At 69.1% G+C, this 18,196-nt stretch carries 18 protein-coding genes; 7 read left to right on the top strand and 11 right to left on the bottom strand.

The genetic code is table 11. The features are described from left to right. Window positions 1-86: 86 nt before the first annotated feature. Entirely contained in the window at window positions 87-953 is an 867-nt protein-coding gene (locus tag A5705_RS08135; RefSeq protein WP_067883723.1) for an aminodeoxychorismate lyase, read from the bottom strand. Between the two features lie 56 nt (window positions 954-1,009). Between A5705_RS08135 and A5705_RS08130 the strand changes: the two genes are divergently transcribed. Then, on the top strand, window positions 1,010-2,107 hold the full coding sequence (locus tag A5705_RS08130; RefSeq protein WP_067883670.1) for a folate-binding protein YgfZ: 1,098 nt from the start codon (window positions 1,010-1,012) through the stop codon (window positions 2,105-2,107). Window positions 2,108-2,254: 147 nt separating this feature from the next. Continuing rightward, a complete protein-coding gene (locus A5705_RS27065) occupies window positions 2,255-2,449 on the top strand; it encodes a DUF3073 domain-containing protein (RefSeq protein WP_067883669.1) in 195 nt (64 codons plus the stop codon). Window positions 2,450-2,555: 106 nt separating this feature from the next. Here the strand turns inward: A5705_RS27065 and purM are convergent, their stop codons facing one another. The 3 genes from purM to A5705_RS08115 all read right to left on the bottom strand — a co-directional run bounded on the left by purM (window position 2,556) and on the right by A5705_RS08115 (window position 5,809). Beyond that, a complete protein-coding gene (gene purM, locus A5705_RS08125) occupies window positions 2,556-3,650 on the bottom strand; it encodes a phosphoribosylformylglycinamidine cyclo-ligase (protein WP_067883668.1) in 1,095 nt (364 codons plus the stop codon). Window positions 3,651-3,745: 95 nt separating this feature from the next. After that, window positions 3,746-5,281: an amidophosphoribosyltransferase gene (gene purF, locus A5705_RS08120; protein WP_068276712.1), complete on the bottom strand. Its 1,536-nt coding sequence runs from the start codon at window positions 5,279-5,281 to the stop codon at window positions 3,746-3,748. A 126-nt stretch (window positions 5,282-5,407) separates the two neighbouring features. Then, window positions 5,408-5,809, bottom strand: a complete 402-nt coding sequence (locus A5705_RS08115; RefSeq protein ID WP_068276770.1) for a sterol carrier family protein — start codon at window positions 5,807-5,809, stop codon at window positions 5,408-5,410. A 269-nt stretch (window positions 5,810-6,078) separates the two neighbouring features. Here A5705_RS08115 and A5705_RS08110 point away from each other — a divergent pair, with 269 nt between their 5' ends. Next, window positions 6,079-7,677: a stealth family protein gene (locus A5705_RS08110; RefSeq protein ID WP_067883721.1), complete on the top strand. Its 1,599-nt coding sequence runs from the start codon at window positions 6,079-6,081 to the stop codon at window positions 7,675-7,677. Here the strand turns inward: A5705_RS08110 and A5705_RS08105 are convergent. The 4 genes from A5705_RS08105 to A5705_RS08090 form a co-directional block, all read right to left on the bottom strand. Next, the gene (locus tag A5705_RS08105) at window positions 7,622-8,575 is read right to left on the bottom strand and encodes a phosphodiesterase (protein WP_068276709.1); all 954 of its coding nucleotides are present in this window, start codon (window positions 8,573-8,575) and stop codon (window positions 7,622-7,624) included. The two genes, A5705_RS08110 and A5705_RS08105, sit on opposite strands and share 56 nt — an antisense overlap. 82 nt (window positions 8,576-8,657) lie before the next feature. Further along, window positions 8,658-9,269 (bottom strand): CPBP family intramembrane glutamic endopeptidase, encoded by a 612-nt coding sequence (locus A5705_RS08100; protein ID WP_068276706.1) that lies wholly within the window; start codon window positions 9,267-9,269, stop codon window positions 8,658-8,660. Beyond that, on the bottom strand, window positions 9,266-11,560 hold the full coding sequence (gene purL, locus A5705_RS08095) for a phosphoribosylformylglycinamidine synthase subunit PurL (RefSeq protein WP_068276703.1): 2,295 nt from the start codon (window positions 11,558-11,560) through the stop codon (window positions 9,266-9,268). Before purL ends, A5705_RS08100 begins: the two co-directional genes overlap by 4 nt. 18 nt (window positions 11,561-11,578) lie before the next feature. Continuing rightward, window positions 11,579-12,370, bottom strand: coding sequence for a helix-turn-helix domain-containing protein (locus A5705_RS08090; RefSeq protein ID WP_068276700.1), 792 nt, complete (start codon window positions 12,368-12,370; stop codon window positions 11,579-11,581). Between the two features lie 124 nt (window positions 12,371-12,494). Between A5705_RS08090 and A5705_RS08085 the strand changes: the two genes are divergently transcribed. Further along, a complete protein-coding gene (locus A5705_RS08085; protein WP_068276698.1) occupies window positions 12,495-12,890 on the top strand; it encodes a nuclear transport factor 2 family protein in 396 nt (131 codons plus the stop codon). An 8-nt stretch (window positions 12,891-12,898) separates the two neighbouring features. Here A5705_RS08085 and A5705_RS08080 read toward each other — a convergent pair whose 3' ends face one another. Together A5705_RS08080 and A5705_RS08075 are read right to left on the bottom strand one after the other, a co-directional pair. Beyond that, on the bottom strand, window positions 12,899-13,246 hold the full coding sequence (locus A5705_RS08080) for a VOC family protein (RefSeq protein WP_068276695.1): 348 nt from the start codon (window positions 13,244-13,246) through the stop codon (window positions 12,899-12,901). Window positions 13,247-13,260: 14 nt separating this feature from the next. After that, the gene (locus A5705_RS08075; protein ID WP_068276767.1) at window positions 13,261-14,517 is read right to left on the bottom strand and encodes a M18 family aminopeptidase; all 1,257 of its coding nucleotides are present in this window, start codon (window positions 14,515-14,517) and stop codon (window positions 13,261-13,263) included. A gap of 10 nt (window positions 14,518-14,527) precedes the next feature. On the opposite strand from A5705_RS08075, the gene A5705_RS08070 reads away from it, so the two are divergent. Continuing rightward, window positions 14,528-15,583 (top strand): Dyp-type peroxidase, encoded by a 1,056-nt coding sequence (locus tag A5705_RS08070; protein ID WP_197521248.1) that lies wholly within the window; start codon window positions 14,528-14,530, stop codon window positions 15,581-15,583. Further along, window positions 15,580-16,377, top strand: coding sequence for a family 1 encapsulin nanocompartment shell protein (locus A5705_RS08065; RefSeq protein WP_067883660.1), 798 nt, complete (start codon window positions 15,580-15,582; stop codon window positions 16,375-16,377). Before A5705_RS08070 ends, A5705_RS08065 begins: the two co-directional genes overlap by 4 nt. Window positions 16,378-16,389: 12 nt before the next feature. Here A5705_RS08065 and A5705_RS08060 read toward each other — a convergent pair whose 3' ends face one another. Then, window positions 16,390-17,289 (bottom strand): LysR family transcriptional regulator, encoded by a 900-nt coding sequence (locus A5705_RS08060; RefSeq protein WP_067883659.1) that lies wholly within the window; start codon window positions 17,287-17,289, stop codon window positions 16,390-16,392. Between the two features lie 159 nt (window positions 17,290-17,448). On the opposite strand from A5705_RS08060, the gene A5705_RS08055 reads away from it, so the two are divergent. After that, entirely contained in the window at window positions 17,449-18,189 is a 741-nt protein-coding gene (locus tag A5705_RS08055; RefSeq protein WP_067883658.1) for an SDR family NAD(P)-dependent oxidoreductase, read from the top strand. Window positions 18,190-18,196: the final 7 nt, after the last annotated feature.

The raw sequence follows: 18,196 nt of genomic DNA, 5'->3' as shown, positions 1-18,196 counted from the left end.
AAGCTATCAATTTCGCGGACCACCTCCTTCCTTGTGTACCGCCGACCGTACCGGCTGATTCGCGAGCCGACAACAGAATTCAGCGCTCAGCGATCGCTGACGATCGCGGCGTCGACCAGTTCGGCGAATTCGGTGGTGATCGGCGATCGGAGCAGTCGGCGGCCGTCGAGCGTGTGCACGCGGGCCGCCAGCGTCATGCTCGAGATCAGCCAAATCCCTTGGGCCGCCTGCAGATCGGCGACCCGTAGCGCACGATAGTCGCAGTCGTAGCCCTTGGCCCGGGCCACCTCGAAGAGGGCCTGCTGCGTGGTGCCGCGCAGGATCGGGTACCACGGCGGCGGTGTCAACAGGCACGGGTTGCCGTCGGCGCCGGTATCGCTGGCGATCACCACCGTCGAGCGCGGGCCTTCCAGGATGTGGCCGTCGGAGCTGACGAAGATGACGTCGCCGGCGCCCTGCCGGGCGGCGTGCCGCAGGGCGGCCATGTTGACCGCGTACGAGAGCGTCTTGGCGCCGGCCAGCAGCCACGGCATGGTGTCGGCGGCGTCGGCCGGCAGCCCGCGATCGAGGGTGATCGCCGACAGCCCGTCGCGGCGAACCGCGGCCACCCGTTCGGGGACGGGGTTGACCATCACGTAGGCGGTCGGCCCCGAACCGCTCTCGCGGCCGCGGCTGCAGATCAGGCGCATCGCGCCCTCGTCGGCGGTGTCCGCGGCCCACCGGCGCGTCGCCTCCCCGATGGCGTGCCGCCAGCTGGGCAGATCGGGCGCGGGTAGGTCCATCAGCTTGGCCGAGTGGGTCAGCCGCTGCAGATGCGACTCCACCAGGCAGGCCCTGCCGTCGCGGACCAGCAGCGTCTCGAAGATGCCGTCGCCGCGGACGGCGGCGAGGTCGTCGGCGTGCAGCAGTGGCGTGTCGGGCTGGTGGGTCGCGCCGTCCAGCGTGACGATCACACCCTTCTCGGCCATGGACGGTAAGCCTAGCCGCGGCCCGTCCGTAGAGTTGAGGCGTGACCCGCGCAGTACCCGCACCCGATCCCGGACCCGACGCCGGGGCGATCTGGCATTACGGCGATCCGCTGGGCGAGCAGCGTGCGGCCGAGACCGAGGCGGTGGTGGTCGACCGCTCGCACCGCGCGGTGCTCACCCTGACCGGTAAGGACCGGCAGACCTGGCTGCACAGCATCTCCACCCAACACGTGAGCGAACTGCCGCAGGGCGCCAGCACGCAAAACCTCAGCCTCGACGGCCAGGGCCGCGTCGAGGACCACTGGATCCAGACCGAGTTGGGCGGCACCACCTACCTCGACACCGAGCGCTGGCGGGGCGAACCGCTGCTGGACTACCTGCGCAAGATGGTCTTCTGGTCCGAGGTCACCCCGGCCGCCGCCGACATGGCGGTGCTGTCGCTGCTGGGTCCGCGGTTGGCCGACCCGGCGGTGCTCGCCGCGCTCGGCCTGGACGCCCTGCCCGCCGAGGCGACCGCGATCCCGGTCCCCGGCGGCGGCTTTGCGCGCCGGATGCCCGCCACCCCCGCGGCCCAGGTCGAACTGGACCTGGTGGTGCCCCGGGGCGAGTCGGCGGCCTGGCGCGACCGCCTGACCCGGGCCGGCCTGCGCCCGGCCGGAGTGTGGGCCTATGAAGCCAACCGGGTGGCGGCGCTGCGCCCGCGACTCGGCGTCGACACCGACGAGCGCACGATCCCGCACGAGGTGGGTTGGATCGGTGGCCCAGGCGAGGGGGCCGTCCACCTGGACAAGGGCTGTTATCGCGGGCAGGAGACCGTCGCGCGGGTGCACAACCTGGGCAAGCCGCCGCGGATGCTGGTGTTGCTGCACCTCGACGGCTCGGTGGAGCGGTCCTCGACCGGTGATGCGGTGCTCGCCGCCGGTCGTGCGGTCGGGCGCCTCGGAACCGTCGTCGAGCATGTGGACCTCGGGCCGGTGGCCCTGGCACTGGTCAAGCGCGGACTCCCGGCGGACACCCCGTTGACGACGGGTCCCGAGGCCGCGGTCGCCGCGGTGATCGACACCGATTTCCTGCCCGCCACCGAACACGTCGGCGCGGGGCGGTTGGCCGTTGAACGGTTGCGGGGCGGTGCGAGATAATCGTCGATGAAGTCCGCCACAGCGGGCAGGGGTCGCCGACACCCGGCCATGCGGCACGGTAAACTGTCGGCAGGACAATAACGACACCAAGAGATCGGAGCCGCCTACTCGTTAGGCCGCTCCGTTATTGCGCGAGGGGGTCCCCCCATGGGCCGCGGCCGGGCGAAGGCAAAGCAGACCAAGGTTGCTCGAGAACTCAAATACAGTTCCCCGCAGACCGACTTCCAGCGGCTTCAGCGCGAGCTGTCAGGAACGGGCGCCGACGAATCCAGCGACCTGGACGACTCGGACGGTCCAGGCCCAGACAATTCTTGGGACGAAAACGACGACTGGCGTCGCTAGGTTTTCAACCACTGTGCCGATGCGCTGAGCATCGGCACAGTGTTCGTTTCGGGGTTCGTTTCGGACCGATGCGCCCAGCATCGAGGCAGTGGTTCGTTGCGGGCCGTCAGAACCTCGGGTGTTGCCCGACCAGTGTGGCCCGCGGGCCGTCCTTCTCGCCTTTGCCGACGGTACCCAGCACCCAGCAGTCCAGGTGTCGCGCGGTGAGAATGGCCCGGGCGCGGTCGGTGTCCTCGGGCGCGACGACGGCGATCATGCCGACGCCCATGTTGAACGTCTTCTCCATCTCCTCCCGCGTCACCCGGCCGCGCTGGGCGATCATGGCGAAGACCGGCGCGGGCGTCCAGGTGCCGCGGTCGACCTCGGCGACCAGCCCCGGCGGGATCACACGTTGCAGGTTGCCGGCCAGCCCACCACCGGTGACGTGGCAGAACGTCCGGACATCGGTCTCGGCGGCCAGCGCCAGGCAGTCCTTGGCGTAGATGCGGGTGGGTTCCAACAGCTCTTCGCCCAGGGTGCGGCCGAACTCCTCCACGTAACCGGCCAGGTTCATCCGGTCGATCTCGAGCAGCACCGTCCGGGCCAGCGAATACCCGTTGGAATGCAGACCCGACGAGCCCATGGCGATGATGACGTCGCCGGGCTTGACGCGATCGGAGCCCAGCACGTTGTCGGCCTCGACGACGCCGACTCCGGTGGCCGAGATGTCGTAGTGGTCCGGCTCCATCAGACCGGGGTGCTCGGCGGTTTCGCCGCCCAGCAGCGCGCAGCCGGCGCGCACGCACCCCTCGGCGATGCCGCCGACGATCGCGCTCAGCCGTTCGGGCACCGTCCGTCCGACGGCGATGTAGTCCTGCAGGAACAGCGGCTCGGCACCGCACACGACGAGGTCGTCGACCACCATCGCGACCAGGTCGAGGCCGACGGTGTCGTGCTTGTCCATCGCCTGAGCGACCGCCAGCTTGGTACCGACCCCGTCCGTGGACGCCGCCAGCACCGGCTCGCGGTAGCCGCCGCGCAAGGCGAACAGTCCGGCGAATCCGCCCAGACCCCCGCGCACCTCGGGTCTGGTCGCCTTGGTCGCCAGCGGCTTGAACAAGGCCACCGCGCGGTCACCGGCTTCAATGTCCACCCCGGCCGACGCGTAGGTGATGCCCTGGCTGCCCGGGTTGCGTCCGGGGCTTTTTCCGGGATCCGTCATCGCGATAAAGGCTACCGGGCGGCGCACTACGCCGGTATCGAAGCCGGTATCGAAGCCGGTATCAAACGTCTTTGAAGCAACGCGAACCCATCGGGTCAGCGCACGACGGGCACTTCGTCGGGCGTCAGGTCGTCGAGCGCGGCTCCGCGCGCGGCGTTGGCGAGCATGTGCTCGATGACGTTCTTGCCCAGCGCGCTTTCGCCGGGCAGCTCGATCGGGTACTTGCCGTCGAAGCAGGCCGTGCACAGCCGCGACGCGGGCTGCTCGGAGGCCGCGACCAGACCGCGCAGCGACACGTAGCCGAGCGTGTCGGCCCCGATGGCATGCCGCACCGCCTCGAGCATCTCCTCTTTGTCCTCGACGGCGTTGGCGATCAACTCGGCCGGCGACGGGAAGTCGATGCCGTAGAAGCACGGCCACTTCACCGGCGGCGAGGCGATGCGCACGTGCACCTCGAGGGCGCCCGCTTCGCGCAGCATCCGCAACAGGGCCCGCTGCGTGTTTCCGCGCACGATCGAATCGTCCACGACGATCAGCCGCTTGCCGCGGATCACCTCTTTGAGCGGGTTGAGCTTCAGCCGGATGCCGAGCTGGCGGATGGTCTGCGACGGCTGGATGAAGGTGCGCCCCACGTAGGCGTTCTTCATCAGGCCCTGCCCGTAGGGGATGCCGGACTCCTGCGCGTATCCGACGGCGGCCGGGGTACCCGATTCGGGCACGCCGATCACCAGGTCGGCTTCGACGGGGCTTTCGCGCGCCAGCCGCCGACCGATCTCGACCCGGGTGGCGTGCACCGACCGGCCCGCGATCGTGCTGTCCGGCCGCGCCAGATAGACGTATTCGAAGACGCAGCCCTTGGGCTCGGGGTTGGCGAAACGCGTCGAGCGCACGCCGTCGGCATCGATGGCGAGCAGCTCGCCCGGTTCGATGTCGCGCACGAACGAGGCGCCGACGATGTCGAGCGCCGCGGTTTCGGAGGCCACCACCCAGCCACGATCGAGCCGTCCCAGGCAGAGCGGCCGCACCCCGTAGGGGTCGCGGCAGGCATACAGCGTGTTTTCGTCCATGAACGTCAGGCAGAACGCCCCGCGCACGGTCGGCAGCAGTTCCAGCGCCGCCCGCTCCAGCGTGGAATCGGCCGCGCCGTGGGCCAGCAGGGCGCCGAGAATGTCGGAGTCGGTGGTCGCCGGGGCCGGGCATCGGGTGCCGATCAGGCCGGCGTCGCGGGCGCGGGCGGCAAGTTCGGCGGTGTTGACCAGATTCCCGTTGTGCCCCAACGCGACTCCGGTGCCGGCCGCGGTGTTGCGGAACACCGGCTGCGCGTTTTCCCATGTCGTGTCGCCGGTGGTGGAATAGCGGCAATGGCCGATCGCGACGTGGCCCTGCATCGCGGCCAGCGTTTGCTCGTCGAAAACCTGGCTGACCAGGCCGAGGTCCTTGAAGACCAGCACCTGGGATCCGTCGGCGACGGCGATACCCGCGGCTTCCTGCCCACGATGCTGCAACGCGTACAGGCCGTAATAGGTGAGCTTGGCGACTTCCTCGCCGGGGGCCCACACCCCGAATACGCCGCACTCTTCGCGGGGGGAATTCAGGTCCTGCTCGGGTGCTTCGGCTCCAGCGACGGTCACGGTTCGGCGGCTCCCTGGGGAACGATTGGTGACGTAACGGAGTCTACGGGCACAACGGCCGCCGCGACGAATCCGTCGGGCGTGTTGGGCGGCGAAAAATCCAACGAATAACTCTAAACCTGCAGTTCAGACTTCTATTTCGCCCACATCGAACAGGGGCAGCCAGTGGCCGATCTCACCCGCTCGGGAGCCCGACAGGGTCAGCGCGCCGGTGCGCTTCGCCTCGTCGAGCGGCACCAAGCCCGTCGCCAGCAGCAACCAGGTGCGCGGATCGGCCTCCACGACGTTGGGCGGTGTGCCGCGGGTGTGCCGCGGTCCGGCGATGCACTGCACGGCGGCGAAAGGCGGGACCCGGACCTCGACGCTGGATCCGGGCGCCACCGTCGCGAGGGTGCGCGCCGTGAGCCGGACCGCGGCTGCCAGGGCGTCCCGGCCGGGCGCCGGGCGGGATCCGTCGCGCAACCAGTCCAGCACGGCCAGCACCGCCTGGCGGGTCAGGGCGGGGTCGGCGCTTCGGCTTTCAGCCATGCCCCAGGGTCTCAGAAGCACGTCGTCCACGGGACACGGCCACCGCCGAACGCCGGCGACGCCGCGGCTGAACCCGGTGTGACGGGGTTGCAACGATGAGGTTGCCCTCAGATGTCCGAAAAATCGCTAAATGGGCCACCTTGCAACCACTGTCGACGCACCGGCACCATGGACTGATAACCCCGTCGGCCAAGGGCCCTCAGCCATGTCCCCGCTTCGACGTCGAACTCCTACCGTTCCCGTGACGACTGTGAAAGGCGGTGTTTCAGATGGCGAAGATCGTTGCGACCAATGGCAGCCGGTCGGCCGGTCGGTCGCTCGATCCCATCGTCGTCACCCGGCGCGGGAAGATCGCACGCCTGGAAACCAACCTGACCCCGCATGAAGCGCAGATCGAGGACCTGGTCTTCGTTCGAAAGGTGCTCAATCGCGCCGATATTCCGTTTCTGCTCATCCGAAGCCACAAGAACCGGCCGATTCTGGCAATCAACATCGAACTGCGCGAGGCGACCCAACGCGCCCTGGTCGCAGCATGCGCCACCGAACCCATGTATGCCAAAACAACTGACGAGAAGGGGCATTCGCCTGTCCTCCTGGCCAACGGCCGATTGTCGGAGCTGCCGGATCCGCGGATCGTGCGGCTGTACCGGCGGCGGATCGCACCGGGGGGCCTGCGGTACGGCCCGGCCTTCGGCGTGGAGCTCCAGTTCTGGGTTTTCGACGACACCGTGATCCGGTGCCCGGTGGAAAACTCGCTTACCCGAAAACTTCTGCCCTCCAGCGAAATTCAGCCAGCCACCGTCAAACTCTATGGCTACAAGTGGTCGACAATCGCGGGAATGTTCGCTCCGCATGCCAGCGACGTGACGTTCGACATCGACATGGTTTTCTCCTGGGTCGAGGGCAGCGACCCCGACTTCCGGACGCAACGAGCCAAGCAGATGTCGCGGTACGCGGTGGGTGAAGGGGATGACGCCGAAGCGCGCATCCGGCAGATCGACGAGTTGAGGTACGCGCTGCGGTCGGTGAACATGTTCGCGCCGTGGATACGCCGAATCTTCATCGCGACCGATTCCCGACCACCGGCTTGGCTGGCCGAGCACCCGAAGATCACCATCGTGCGGGCCGAGGAGCACTTCTCGGATCCGGCAGCCCTGCCCACCTACAGCTCGCATGCGGTGGAAAGCCAGCTGCACAACATCCCCGAGCTCAGCGAGCATTTCCTGTATTCCAATGACGACATGTTCTTCGGCCGGCCGCTCAAGGCCACGATGTTCTTCTCCCCCGGCGGGATAACCAGGTTCATCGAGGCGAAGACCCGCATCGGGCTGGGTCGCAACGATCCGGCGCGCAGCGGGTTCGAGAACGCCGCCCGGGTGAACCGGCAGCTGATCCTCGAACGGTTCGGGCAGGTCATCACCCGGCATCTCGAGCACACCGCTGTCCCGTTGCGCAAAAGCGTGCTGCAGGAGATGGAACGCGAGTTCCCGGACGACTTTGCACGCACCCAGGCGAGCCAATTCCGTTCCAGCACGGATATCTCGGTGACGAACTCCTTCTACCACTACTACGCGCTGATGACCGGGCGCGCCGTCCAGCAGGAGAAGGCCAAGGTGCTGTACGTCAACACCACCACCCGGGAGGGTCTCGAGCTACTTCCCGTGCTGCGAAAAAGACGGGGTTACGACTTCTTCTGCCTGAACGACAGCAGCTTCCCGGACGTTTCGCCGGCCGAGCGCGCGGCGCGTGTCACCAGCTTCCTCGAGCGCTACTTCCCCATCCCCGCGCCCTGGGAGAAGGTGACGGCGGACCTCAGCCGCCCGGCCTTCGCCGAGCCGATGGTGTCAACACCATTGGAGGGTGGCTGAACAGCGAATCCCGTTGTGAAGGCTCAATGAACAGGCCGATTTCGGCCAGCTTCTGACGCGCCTCCACGGGGGACACGAAGGTGCCGACGGTCTCGCCGCCGCCGAGTGGGATCACCGAGTGCACAACGGTGTCCTGATAAACGTGCACCAGGTTGCACGCCTGAGCTCCGTTCCTGCCTCGCGTTCCCCCGGCGGCCACCATCAGGTCCTGCGTGTAGCACGTGGCGGACGCCACCGACACCGGGATGCCGACGAAGGTCGCGTTGGTCGAGTAGTGCAGGTGCCCGGCGAGGATCGCGCGTACGTCGCTGCCCTTCAGAACCCGCGCGAGCGAGGCCTGGTCGCGCAGTTCGACCGTGACCGCCAGGTCCAGCACGCTCGGGATCGGCGGGTGATGCATGGCCAGGATGGTGCCGTTCGGCGATCGCTCCGCCAATTCTTCTGCCAGCCAACCCAATTGGGATTCGCTGAGTTCACCGTAGTGGTGGCCCGGGACCGAGGTGTCCAACGAGATGATCCGGAGGCCGTCGATGGCGCGCACCCGGTCGAGCGGGGCCATGGACGGCGCTTCGTCCAGAAGCACACTGCGCAGGGCGGCTCGGTTGTCGTGGTTGCCCATCACCCAGACGAGCTCGGCGCCCAGCTGGGCCGCAAACGGCTCGACGACGGCGCGAAGCTTTTGGTAGGCCTGCAGCTCGCCGGCGTCCGCCAGATCGCCGGTAAAGACGATCGCATCGGGACGCACCCCAGAGCCTTTCAGCTGCTCGAGCAACTCGCTGAGCTTGCCGTCGGCGTCGACCGCCCCGTAGAGCGACCTGTCGGAAATGAGATGGGTGTCGCTGATGTGGAGAAGAACGTAATCCGGCCGCGGGTGCTCCGCGGCCCTAAGTCTGTGCACCTGAGGTGCCAACCCTCTCGTAGATCGGTTCAAACAAAACCTCGCCAATTGTAGCCGGGTCACCAGGCGCAACCGGCATTCATTAGGCCGCACGTCGCACGGCCAGCGCGGCGATCGCGCCGGCCTCGTTGATCGCCAGATGCGCCAGCATCGGCGCCGCGAGGCTGCCCGAGCGGTCGGCCAGCCAGCCGAACACCCAGCCGGCGAGACCGGTGACCAGGACCGTCGCCGCCACCGGCTGACCCGTCGCCCGCGCGTCCGGGATGTGGGAGAGGCCAAAAGCCGCGGCCTGCAACAGGCTTCCACCGGTTCGGCCGAACGCCCGGGTACCGGCGGTGGCCAGGGCGGCGCGAAAAGTGGCCTCCTCGGCCCAGACTGTGCCGACGGGGATTCGCACCAGCAACCATTCCGGCGCCGACGCCGGCGGCTCACCAACGGCCATCGCCGCCCGGACCATCGGCGCCGCGGACGTCGCGGCGATCGCGCCCGCGACGCCCGCCCCGGCCGCCGACCCCAGCCGGGCACCCGCCCACAATCGCGGCGGGCGCAGTCCCAGCGGCGCGCGGGTCGCCGCCACCAGCAGCGCGCCTACGGCCGCCTGCAGCGTGACGCGCCACGTGGGCGGCAGCCGCGGACTGACGAAGCTCCAGCCCACCACGGCCGCTGCCAACAACAGCGCCCGCTGCCGCCTCATCCAAAGAAGCGGGGCAGCACCGATTCTGAGGTCTCGCGCAGCTCCGCCAGGGTCACTGTGAACAGACCCTGCACCTCGACCGTGTCCGAGGCCTGATCGACGACACCGATGCGGACCGCCGGCAGCCCGCGCGCCTCGCACATCGCACGGAACCGGCTCTCCTCGGTACGAGGCACCCCCACCAGCACCCGGCCCGCCGACTCCGAAAACAACATCACAAACGGATCCGAACCCTCGGGAAGCACTATGCGGCAACCGGTTTCGCCCGCCAGCGCGGATTCCACGACGGCCTGGGCCAGGCCGCCCTCGGACAGGTCGTGCGCGGCGGACACCAGCCCGTCGCGCGATGCCGAGGCCAGCACGTCGGCCAGCAGCTTCTCGCGCGCCAGGTCGACCTTCGGCGGCAGCCCCCCCAGGTGGTCGGCGGTCACCTGCGCCCAGACGGAACCGTCGAACTCGTCGCGCGTGTCGCCCAGCAGCATGAGAGTCTCGCCCGGTTCGGTACCCAGGCCGGTCGGGATGCGCCGGGCGACGTTGTCCAACACGCCGAGCACGCCGACCACGGGCGTGGGCAGGATCGCCGCCGAACCGGTCTGGTTGTAGAAGCTCACGTTGCCGCCGGTCACCGGAATGCCAAGGGCCACACAGCCATCGGCCAGGCCGCGCACCGCCTGCGAGAACTGCCACATCACCCCGGGGTCCTCGGGCGAGCCGAAGTTGAGGCAGTTGGTGACCGCGACGGGGGTGGCGCCGGTGACGGCGACGTTGCGGTAGGCCTCGGCCAGCGCGAGCTGAGCCCCGGCGTACGGATCCAGCAGTGTGTAGCGACCCGACGCGTCCGTCGACACGGCGATGCCGCGGCCGGTCGACTCGTCAACGCGCAGCACGCCGCCGTCAGCGTGCTCGGCCAGCACGGTGTTGCCGCGCACATAGCGGTCGTACTGCTCGGTGATGAACGCGCGGCTGCACAGGTGCGGGCTGCCCAGCAGCGCAAGCAAAGTCGCGCGCAGCTCGTCGCCGGTGGACGGACGCGGCAGGCTCGTCGACCGGTCGGCGTTCAGGGCGTCCTGCGATGCGGGGCGCACAACCGGCCGCTGGTACACCGGCCCCTCGTGGGCCACGGTGCGCGGCGGCACGTCGACGACCGTCTCGCCGTGCCAGGTGATCCGCAACCGGTCGCCGTCGATGACCTCGCCGATGACGGTGGCCAGCACCTCCCATTTGCGGCACACCGCCATGAAGGCGTCGACGTTCTCCGGTGCCACCACCGCGCACATGCGTTCCTGCGACTCGCTGCACAGCACCTCGGCCGGCGTCATCTCCTTGGCCCGCAGCTTCACCGCATCCAGCCGGATCGCCATCCCGCCGTCCCCGGCCGACGCCAATTCCGAAGTGGCGCAAGCTAATCCTGCCCCGCCGAGGTCCTGGATGCCGATCACCAGGCCGCCCGCGTACAGCTCCAGGCAGCACTCGATGAGCACCTTTTCCATGAAGGGGTCGCCCACCTGGACCGAGGGCAGCTTCTTGCGGGATCCGGTGGTGTCGAACGTGTCCGACGCCAGCACCGACACCCCGCCGATGCCGTCGAGCCCCGTCCGCGCGCCGAACAGGATGATCTGGTTGCCGGTGCCCGAGGCGAACGCCAGATGCAGGTCCTCCTGCCGCAGCACGCCGACGCACATCGCGTTGACCAACGGATTGCCGGCGTAGCAAGCGTCGAAGACGGTCTCGCCGCCGATGTTGGGCAGTCCCAGCGAGTTGCCGTAGCCGCCGATGCCGCGCACCACGCCGTCGACCACGCGGCGGGTGTCCGGGGCGTCGGCGGCGCCGAACCGGAGCTGGTCCATGACGGCGACCGGTCGCGCGCCCATGGCCATGATGTCGCGCACGATGCCGCCCACGCCGGTCGCCGCGCCCTGGTACGGCTCGACGTAGGAGGGGTGGTTGTGCGACTCCACCTTGAAGGTGACCGCCCAGCCGTCGCCGATGTCGACGACGCCGGCGTTCTCTCCGATCCCGGCGAGCATCCCGGCGCGCATCTCGTCGGTCGTGGTCTCACCGAAGTAGCGCAGGTGCACCTTCGAGGACTTGTAGGAGCAGTGCTCGCTCCACATCACCGAGTACATCGCCAGCTCGGTGTCGGTGGGCCTGCGGCCCAGGATCTCGCGGATGCGCTGGTACTCGTCGTCCTTCAGGCCCAGCTCGTGAAACGGTTGCGGCTGGTCGGGCGTGGTCGCGGCCTGGTCGACGGTGTCAATCTGGGTCCGCGCCCCTGTTCCGGAGACAGTCACCCGAACAGTGTAAGAGCGCTACCTGCCCTGCAGCAGGGCGGCGCTCGCGGCGTCGGCCGGATAGAACAGCTCGACGGCAAGTTCGGCGAGCGTGACGTCGAGCGGGGTCCCGAACGTCGTCAGTGTGGTGAACATGGACAGCGGTTGCCGACCGCCGACGTCCAGCACGAAGGGGACGAGCAGCGCGTCGGCGTTGTCCGGCGGCGCGCTTCGCGCTTTGGCGGCGCCCGCGACTCCGGGGTACCGGCGCACCTCGTCCTCGAGCGCCTGCAGCCCCGGGTCACCGGTGATTGCGATCGTGCGCCGGAGTTGGTGGAGCAGGTAGCCCGCCCATTCGGGAAAGTTCAGGGTCCGCCCGGCGAGGCCGTCGGGGTGCAGCGACAGCCGGTAGACGTTGGCCGGCGGGCCGAGCAGCTCCGCGGGCAGCCCGGCGGTGAGCGCGGAGGCCGCCGCGTTGGTGCCCACGATGTTCCAGCAGCGATCGATCACGATGCCGGGGTAGGGGTCGTGGGCGTCGAGGAGGCGCTGCACCGCGTCACGGGCCGGGGAGAGCGCGGCGTCTTCGAGCGGGCGCGCCTGATAGCGGGGCGCGAAGCCGGCCGCGAGCAGCAGCGTGTTGCGCTCGCGCAGTGGAACATCGAGACCCTCGGCCAGGGCCAGCACCATCTCCGGGCTGGGGCGCGAGCGGCCCGTCTCGATGAAGCTCAGGTGGCGCGCCGACACGCCCACCGACAACGACAGGTCGAGTTGGCTCACCCGTCGCCGCTCGCGCCATTCGCGCAACAGGGCGCCCACCGCCGCATGGCTCACCAAGCCACGGTAACCACGCCGCCGTACGCGTGGCGATGACCTCGGAGGTAATTGTGCCGCTGCAACCGCCGCGACACGCTGGGCACGAAGCGCTCGATCGAAGCGCCCGACCCGAGGAGAAACGATGACCGACATCCAATCCGCCCCGAAATTCAGCGCCGAGGTGTTCGCGGCGTACTGGGCCGCGCCCACCATGTCGCGCGGCTTCGACGTCCTGGCCGACGACATCGTCGGCTACTGGCCCGGCGACACCGAGCCGGTCCGCGGCATCGCGCCCTACACGGCGAAGATCGGCGAATTGCTGGATGCCGCACCGGATTTGACGCTCGAGGTCATCGACAGCGCCACCGTTCCCGGCGCCGCCGCGGGCGAGGAACTGGTGTTCCTGCACTACGTCGGCCGGGGCACCGGGCCCGACGGGCCGTTCCAGATCCGGGGGATCGACCGGGTTCGCACCCGCGACGGGATCGTCGTGGAGAACGTGATCCGCTACGACCCGCCGATCCTCCAGCGGGGCTGACCGGCGAGCTACTGACCCACCACGCAGAAGACGTTGCCCTCGGGGTCGGCCAGCACCACCCAGCGGAAGTTGTCGCCGAACTGGTGCCGGCCGACCTCGCTGGCCCCGGCCGCCGTCAGCCGAGCCACCTCGCCGTCGACGTCGGCGGCGCTGAAGTCGAGGTGCACGCGGTTTTTCCCGGGCGTCGGGTCGGGCACCTTCTGGAATCCGAGCTTGGGTCCCTCCGACAGCGTCACCGCCGTGAACTCGTCGGCGAGCAACTCCTGCGTCGTGCCGCCGAACTGTGCGGCCCACCAGCCCGCCAGCGTCGCCGGGTCGCTGCAGTCGATAGTGACCATTTCGATGTTGAGCGTCATGCCCGGATCGTAGGTCAGGGGGGTGACAGAAACGCTTGCAGCGCCGCCGAATAGGCGCCGACGTCGTGCGCGCCCATCAGCTCGCGCGCGGAGTGCATCGCCAGCTGCGGTGCGCCGACATCGACGGTCGGGATGCCCGTGCGGGCCGACGCCAGCGGCCCGATCGTCGAACCGCACGGCAGGTCGGCGCGGTGCTCGTAGCGTTGCAGCGGCACCCCCGTCTGCCGGCACGCCAGCTCGAACGCGGCGGCGGTGCGCCCGTCGGTGGCGTACCGCAGGTTGGGATGCACCTTGAGCACCGGGCCGGCGTTGACCTCGATCGGATGACCCGGCTCGTGCCGGTCCGGATAGTTGGGGTGGGTGGCGTGGGCCATGTCGGCCGAGGCCAGCAGCGACGCCGGCAGCCGGCGCAGGTAATCCTCCCTCGTGCCGCCGGCGGCCAGCACGATCCGTTCGAGGACGGTGCTCAGCAGGTTGGACTGCGCGCCGCGGTCGGAGGCCGACCCGACCTCCTCGTGGTCGAAGAGCACCAGCACCGGCACGCATCCGCGCGGCTCGGCGCCAAGAAGTGCCTCCAATCCCGCGTAGCAGCTGGCCTGGTTGTCCAGCCGGGGCGCGCTCAACAGGTCGGCGTCGGCCCCGATCACGGCCGACGGGGTCAGATCGTGCGTCATGAGGTCCGCGCCCAGCACGTCGCCGGGCGCCACCCCGGCGCGCTCGGCGACGTAGGCGACGAACGAACCCTGTTGTTCCCCAACGCCCCAGACCGCGTTGAGGTGTCGCTGCGGGTCCAGCGTCACCGACTTGCGGTCCTCGGCCAGGTGGATCGCCAGCTGCGGCACCCGCAGGATCGGGTCGTCGATCCGCACCAGGCGATGGGCGATCCCCGGCCCGTCCCGCACCGACAGCCGCCCGCTGATGCCCAGGTCGCGGTCCAGCCAGGAGTTGAGCCATGCGCCCCCGTACGGCTCGAGCGCCACCACTCGCCAGCCGGCGACGATGCGGTCCGGGTGCTGCTTGACCCGCAGGTTGGGGCTGTCGGTGTGCGCGCCGACGATCCGGAACGGACCGCCGGTCTCCTCGGAATGCCAGGCGACCAGCGAACCGGCGCGCACGACGAAATAGCGGCCGGATTGCTGCGGCCAGCGGTCGGCCTCGCCCAGTTCGGCATACCCGGACGCGGCCAGCCGGGCGGCCACCGTCGCGCAGGCATGAAACGGCGACGGGGACGCATCGATGAAGTCGCAGAGGTCTGCGGCGCTGGCCGGCATGGTGAACATCATGGCTGTCGGCGACCGCCGTCGCCACGATAGGGTCGACAGAGTGCCTCCGGTTCAGCCGCAACCCATCCTCCAGCCGTTGACACCAGCCGCCATCTTCCTCGTCGTCACCATCGACGACGGCGGAGAGGCGACGGTGCACGACGCGCTGGCGGACATTTCCGGGCTGGTGCGCGCGATCGGTTTCCGTGAGCCCCCGAAGCGGTTGTCCGCGATAGTCTCGATCGGCTCCGACGCCTGGGACCGCCTGTTTTCCGGGCCGCGTCCCGCCGAACTGCACCCGTTCGTCGCGTTGAAGGGCCCGCGGCACACGGCCCCGGCCACGCCCGGGGACCTGTTGTTGCACATCCGGGCCGAAAGCCTGGACGTCTGCTTCGAATTGGCCGACCGCATCCTGCGGGCGATGGCGGGCGCCGTCACCGTCGTCGACGAGGTGCACGGTTTCCGCTACTTCGACAACCGCGACCTGCTGGGCTTTGTCGACGGCACCGAAAACCCCGACGGCCCACTGGCCGTCAGCGCCACCACCGTCGGCGATGAGGATCCCGACTTCGCCGGCTCGTGCTATGTGCACGTGCAGAAGTACGTGCACGACATGTCGGCGTGGAACGCGTTGTCGGCCACCGAGCAGGAACTGGTGATCGGCCGGACCAAGCTGGACGACATCGAACTCGGGGACGACGACAAGCCGGCCAACGCCCACATCGCGCTCAACGTCATCACCGGCGACGACGGCACCGAGCTGAAGATCGTGCGGCACAACATGCCCTTCGGTGAGCTGGGCAAGGGGGAATACGGGACGTACTTCATCGGGTATTCGCGCACACCGCGGGTCACCGAACAGATGCTGCAGAACATGTTCCTCGGCGACCCGCCCGGCAACACCGACCGTATCCTGGACTTCTCCACCGCGCTCACCGGCGGGTTGTTCTTCTCGCCCACCGTCGACTTCCTCGACGACCCACCGTCGTTGCCCGCGCCGTCGCTGGCGGCGCGGCCAGCGGCAGCTGATGACGGCTCACTCGCGATCGGCAGCCTGAAAGGAACCACTCGATGAACAACCTCTACCGCGACCTGGCACCGGTCACCGAAGCCGCTTGGGCCGAAATCGAATTGGAGGCCACCCGAACCTTCAAGCGCCACATCGCCGGGCGGCGAGTCGTCGACGTCAGCGAACCGGGCGGACCGGTCACCGCGGCGATCAGCACCGGCCGGCTTCGTGACGTCGAGGCGCCCACCGACGGCGTGGTGGCCCACCTCCGGGAGAGCAAACCCCTTGTCCGCCTGCGTGTTCCGTTCAACCTCTCGCGGTACGAGATCGACAACGTCGAACGCGGTGCGCAGGACTCCGACTGGGACCCCGTCAAGGCCGCGGCCAAGAAGCTGGCGTTCGTCGAGGACCGCGCCATCTTCGAGGGCTACGGCGCCGGGTCGATCGACGGCATCCGCGGCTGCAGCTCCAACCCGCCGTTGCAGCTGCCCGAGGATCCCCGCGACATGCCCGACGCCATCTCGCAGGCGTTGACCGGGCTGCGGCTGGCCGGCGTGGACGGCCCGTACTCGGTGCTGCTGGCCGCCGACGTGTACACCAAGGTCAGCGAGACCACCGAACACGGGTATCCCATCCGCGAGCACCTCAACCGATTGGTCGACGGGGACATCATCTGGGCGCCGGCCATCGACGGCGCCTTCGTGCTGACCACCCGGGGCGGCGACTTCGATCTGCAGCTGGGCACCGACGTCGCGATCGGATACCTCAGCCACGACGCCGAGACCGTTCAGCTGTATTTGCAGGAGACCCTGACGTTCTTGTGCTACACGGCCGAGGCGTCGGTCTGCCTGGCCCCCTAGTACCGCACGCCGTCAGCTGTCCTCCGGCAGCTCGAACGAGGCGATGAGACGGCCGATATCGCGGCGCCGCGAGTCGGCCGGCCACACCACCCAGGTACGGCGCACCAAGGGCCGTCCTACCAGCGGGGCCCACGTCACGTTGTCGGGCAACGGTTGCAGCTGGTCCTCCGGTGCAAGCGCGAAGGCATGCCCACCGCTCACGGCGGCGAACTTGACGTCGGCGATCAGCACGTGGCCATCCGGCGCCGGCGGCCCGATTTCGATGCCATGGCCGCGGAGCGCCGCCGTGAGCTCGTCGTACCACGCGGGGCTGCTCGACCGGGGAAAGCCCGTCCAGCGGAGGTCACTCAGATCGTGCAGTGCGATTCCCTCGGGACCGACCCGGTCGGCGGCAACCGCTGAATCAAGCAGGACCCCAAGGCTTTCCCGCGACACCAGTAATGCGTCGAATTCGGACCCGGTGGGACGTTCGCGCACCAGGCCGACGTCGAGTTCGTCGTTGTGCAAAGCGGCAAATTGCGCGGCCGTCGACAGGTGGCGCGGGACGACTCGCGTCTCGGGGACGTCTGCCGCGAACTTGGCGAGGACACCCGGCAACATGCGCGGAGCCAGCTCCAGCGGGATGCCCAGCCGTATGGCCCCGTCGGCTTCGCCGCGATAGCTCGCCATTGCTCGCACCGCCTGTCGGTATCGAGCGAGGACGCCGCGGGCTTCCTCGAGCAGGGCAACGCCGGCGTCGGTGGGTCGTACGCCGGTGCTGACCCGCTCCAGCAGCTGAACCCCCAGTTCGCGCTCGAGCGCGCTCACCGTCTGTGAGATCGCCGACTGGCTCACGTGTAGTCGGCGAGACGCCGCCGACATGCCGCCCTCTTCCACGACGGCCACGAAGGCACCAAGTTCTCGCAACTCCATAGCCGATGGCCGGTCCCCTGCTTCTCCCGATACCTGCTCAGCTTAGTTAATGGCCGCCATCGACAAAGCCGATAGCCACTCGGCGACGCCGGAATTAAATGGGTGCGCGGGGGCGCTATGCGCTTCGGCATGTGCAGCAATTCGTCGAGGAGAACTGGTATGGAAACAACACTTGAGGGCTCGACCGCGCTGGTCACCGGTGCCACGTCGGGCATCGGGCGCGCGGTCGCACTGCAACTCGCCGCGCTCGGCGCCGAGGTGGTGGTGCACGGGCGCAGCGCCGAACGCGGTGCCAAGACGGTCCAGGAGATCGAAAATTCCGGAGGGAAGGCACGTTTCGTTGCGGCCGACCTGGCCGAGGCCGACGACGTTCGGCGCCTGGCGGCCGCGGTGGGCCCGGTCGACATCCTGGTCAACAACGCAGGCGTGTACAAGTTCGGGACGACCGCCGACCTCGACGACGGGGTCTTCGACGAACACATGAACATCAACCTGCGCGCGCCCTATCTGCTGGTCCAGCAACTGGTGCCCGGCATGGCCGCGCGGGGCAGGGGCGTCGTCGTGAACATCAGCACCATCGCCGCCGCCGTCCCGGCGAAGATGGCCGGCGTCTATGGCGCCAGCAAGGCGGGTCTCGAGCTGCTGACGCGGGTCTGGGCGGACGAATTCGGCCCGTCCGGGGTCCGGGTGAACGCCGTGCAGGCCGGGCCGACCGAAACGTTGGGCACCGCCGCGACTCCCGGCCTCGCCGAGGGCTTCGCCACGGTCACCACGCTTGGCCGGGTGGCGCAGGCCGACGAGATCGCCAATGCCGTAACGTTTCTGGCCTCTCCGCAGGCGGGCTACATCAACGGCGCGATCCTGCCGGTGAGCGGCGGACTACTGGCGCTCGCCCCGTAGTGGGGGC

The organism is Mycobacterium sp. E787 (genome assembly GCF_001668725.1).
In the GTDB taxonomy this organism is placed as follows: domain Bacteria; phylum Actinomycetota; class Actinomycetes; order Mycobacteriales; family Mycobacteriaceae; genus Mycobacterium.
The sequence above is the reverse complement of the archived record's forward strand: the minus strand, read 5'-3'. Positions and strand labels throughout refer to the sequence as shown.

Bases quoted from the DNA above. Each gene is read 5' to 3' on its own strand.
- A5705_RS08115 (WP_068276770.1), bottom strand. From the start codon at position 5,809: ATGGCTGAAAGCCGAAGCGCCGACCCCGCCCTGACCCGCCAGGCGGTG.
- A5705_RS08080 (WP_068276695.1), bottom strand. From the start codon at position 13,246: ATGACGCTCAACATCGAAATGGTCACTATCGACTGCAGCGACCCGGCG.
- A5705_RS08075 (WP_068276767.1), bottom strand. From the start codon at position 14,517: ATGCCGGCCAGCGCCGCAGACCTCTGCGACTTCATCGATGCGTCCCCG.
- A5705_RS08060 (WP_067883659.1), bottom strand. From the start codon at position 17,289: ATGGAGTTGCGAGAACTTGGTGCCTTCGTGGCCGTCGTGGAAGAGGGC.
- purM (WP_067883668.1), bottom strand. From the start codon at position 3,650: ATGACGGATCCCGGAAAAAGCCCCGGACGCAACCCGGGCAGCCAGGGC.
- A5705_RS08065 (WP_067883660.1), top strand. From the start codon at position 15,580: ATGAACAACCTCTACCGCGACCTGGCACCGGTCACCGAAGCCGCTTGG.
- A5705_RS08055 (WP_067883658.1), top strand. From the start codon at position 17,449: ATGGAAACAACACTTGAGGGCTCGACCGCGCTGGTCACCGGTGCCACG.
- A5705_RS08110 (WP_067883721.1), top strand. From the start codon at position 6,079: ATGGCGAAGATCGTTGCGACCAATGGCAGCCGGTCGGCCGGTCGGTCG.
- A5705_RS08100 (WP_068276706.1), bottom strand. From the start codon at position 9,269: ATGAGGCGGCAGCGGGCGCTGTTGTTGGCAGCGGCCGTGGTGGGCTGG.
- A5705_RS08085 (WP_068276698.1), top strand. From the start codon at position 12,495: ATGACCGACATCCAATCCGCCCCGAAATTCAGCGCCGAGGTGTTCGCG.
- A5705_RS27065 (WP_067883669.1), top strand. From the start codon at position 2,255: ATGGGCCGCGGCCGGGCGAAGGCAAAGCAGACCAAGGTTGCTCGAGAA.
- A5705_RS08070 (WP_197521248.1), top strand. From the start codon at position 14,528: ATGGCTGTCGGCGACCGCCGTCGCCACGATAGGGTCGACAGAGTGCCT.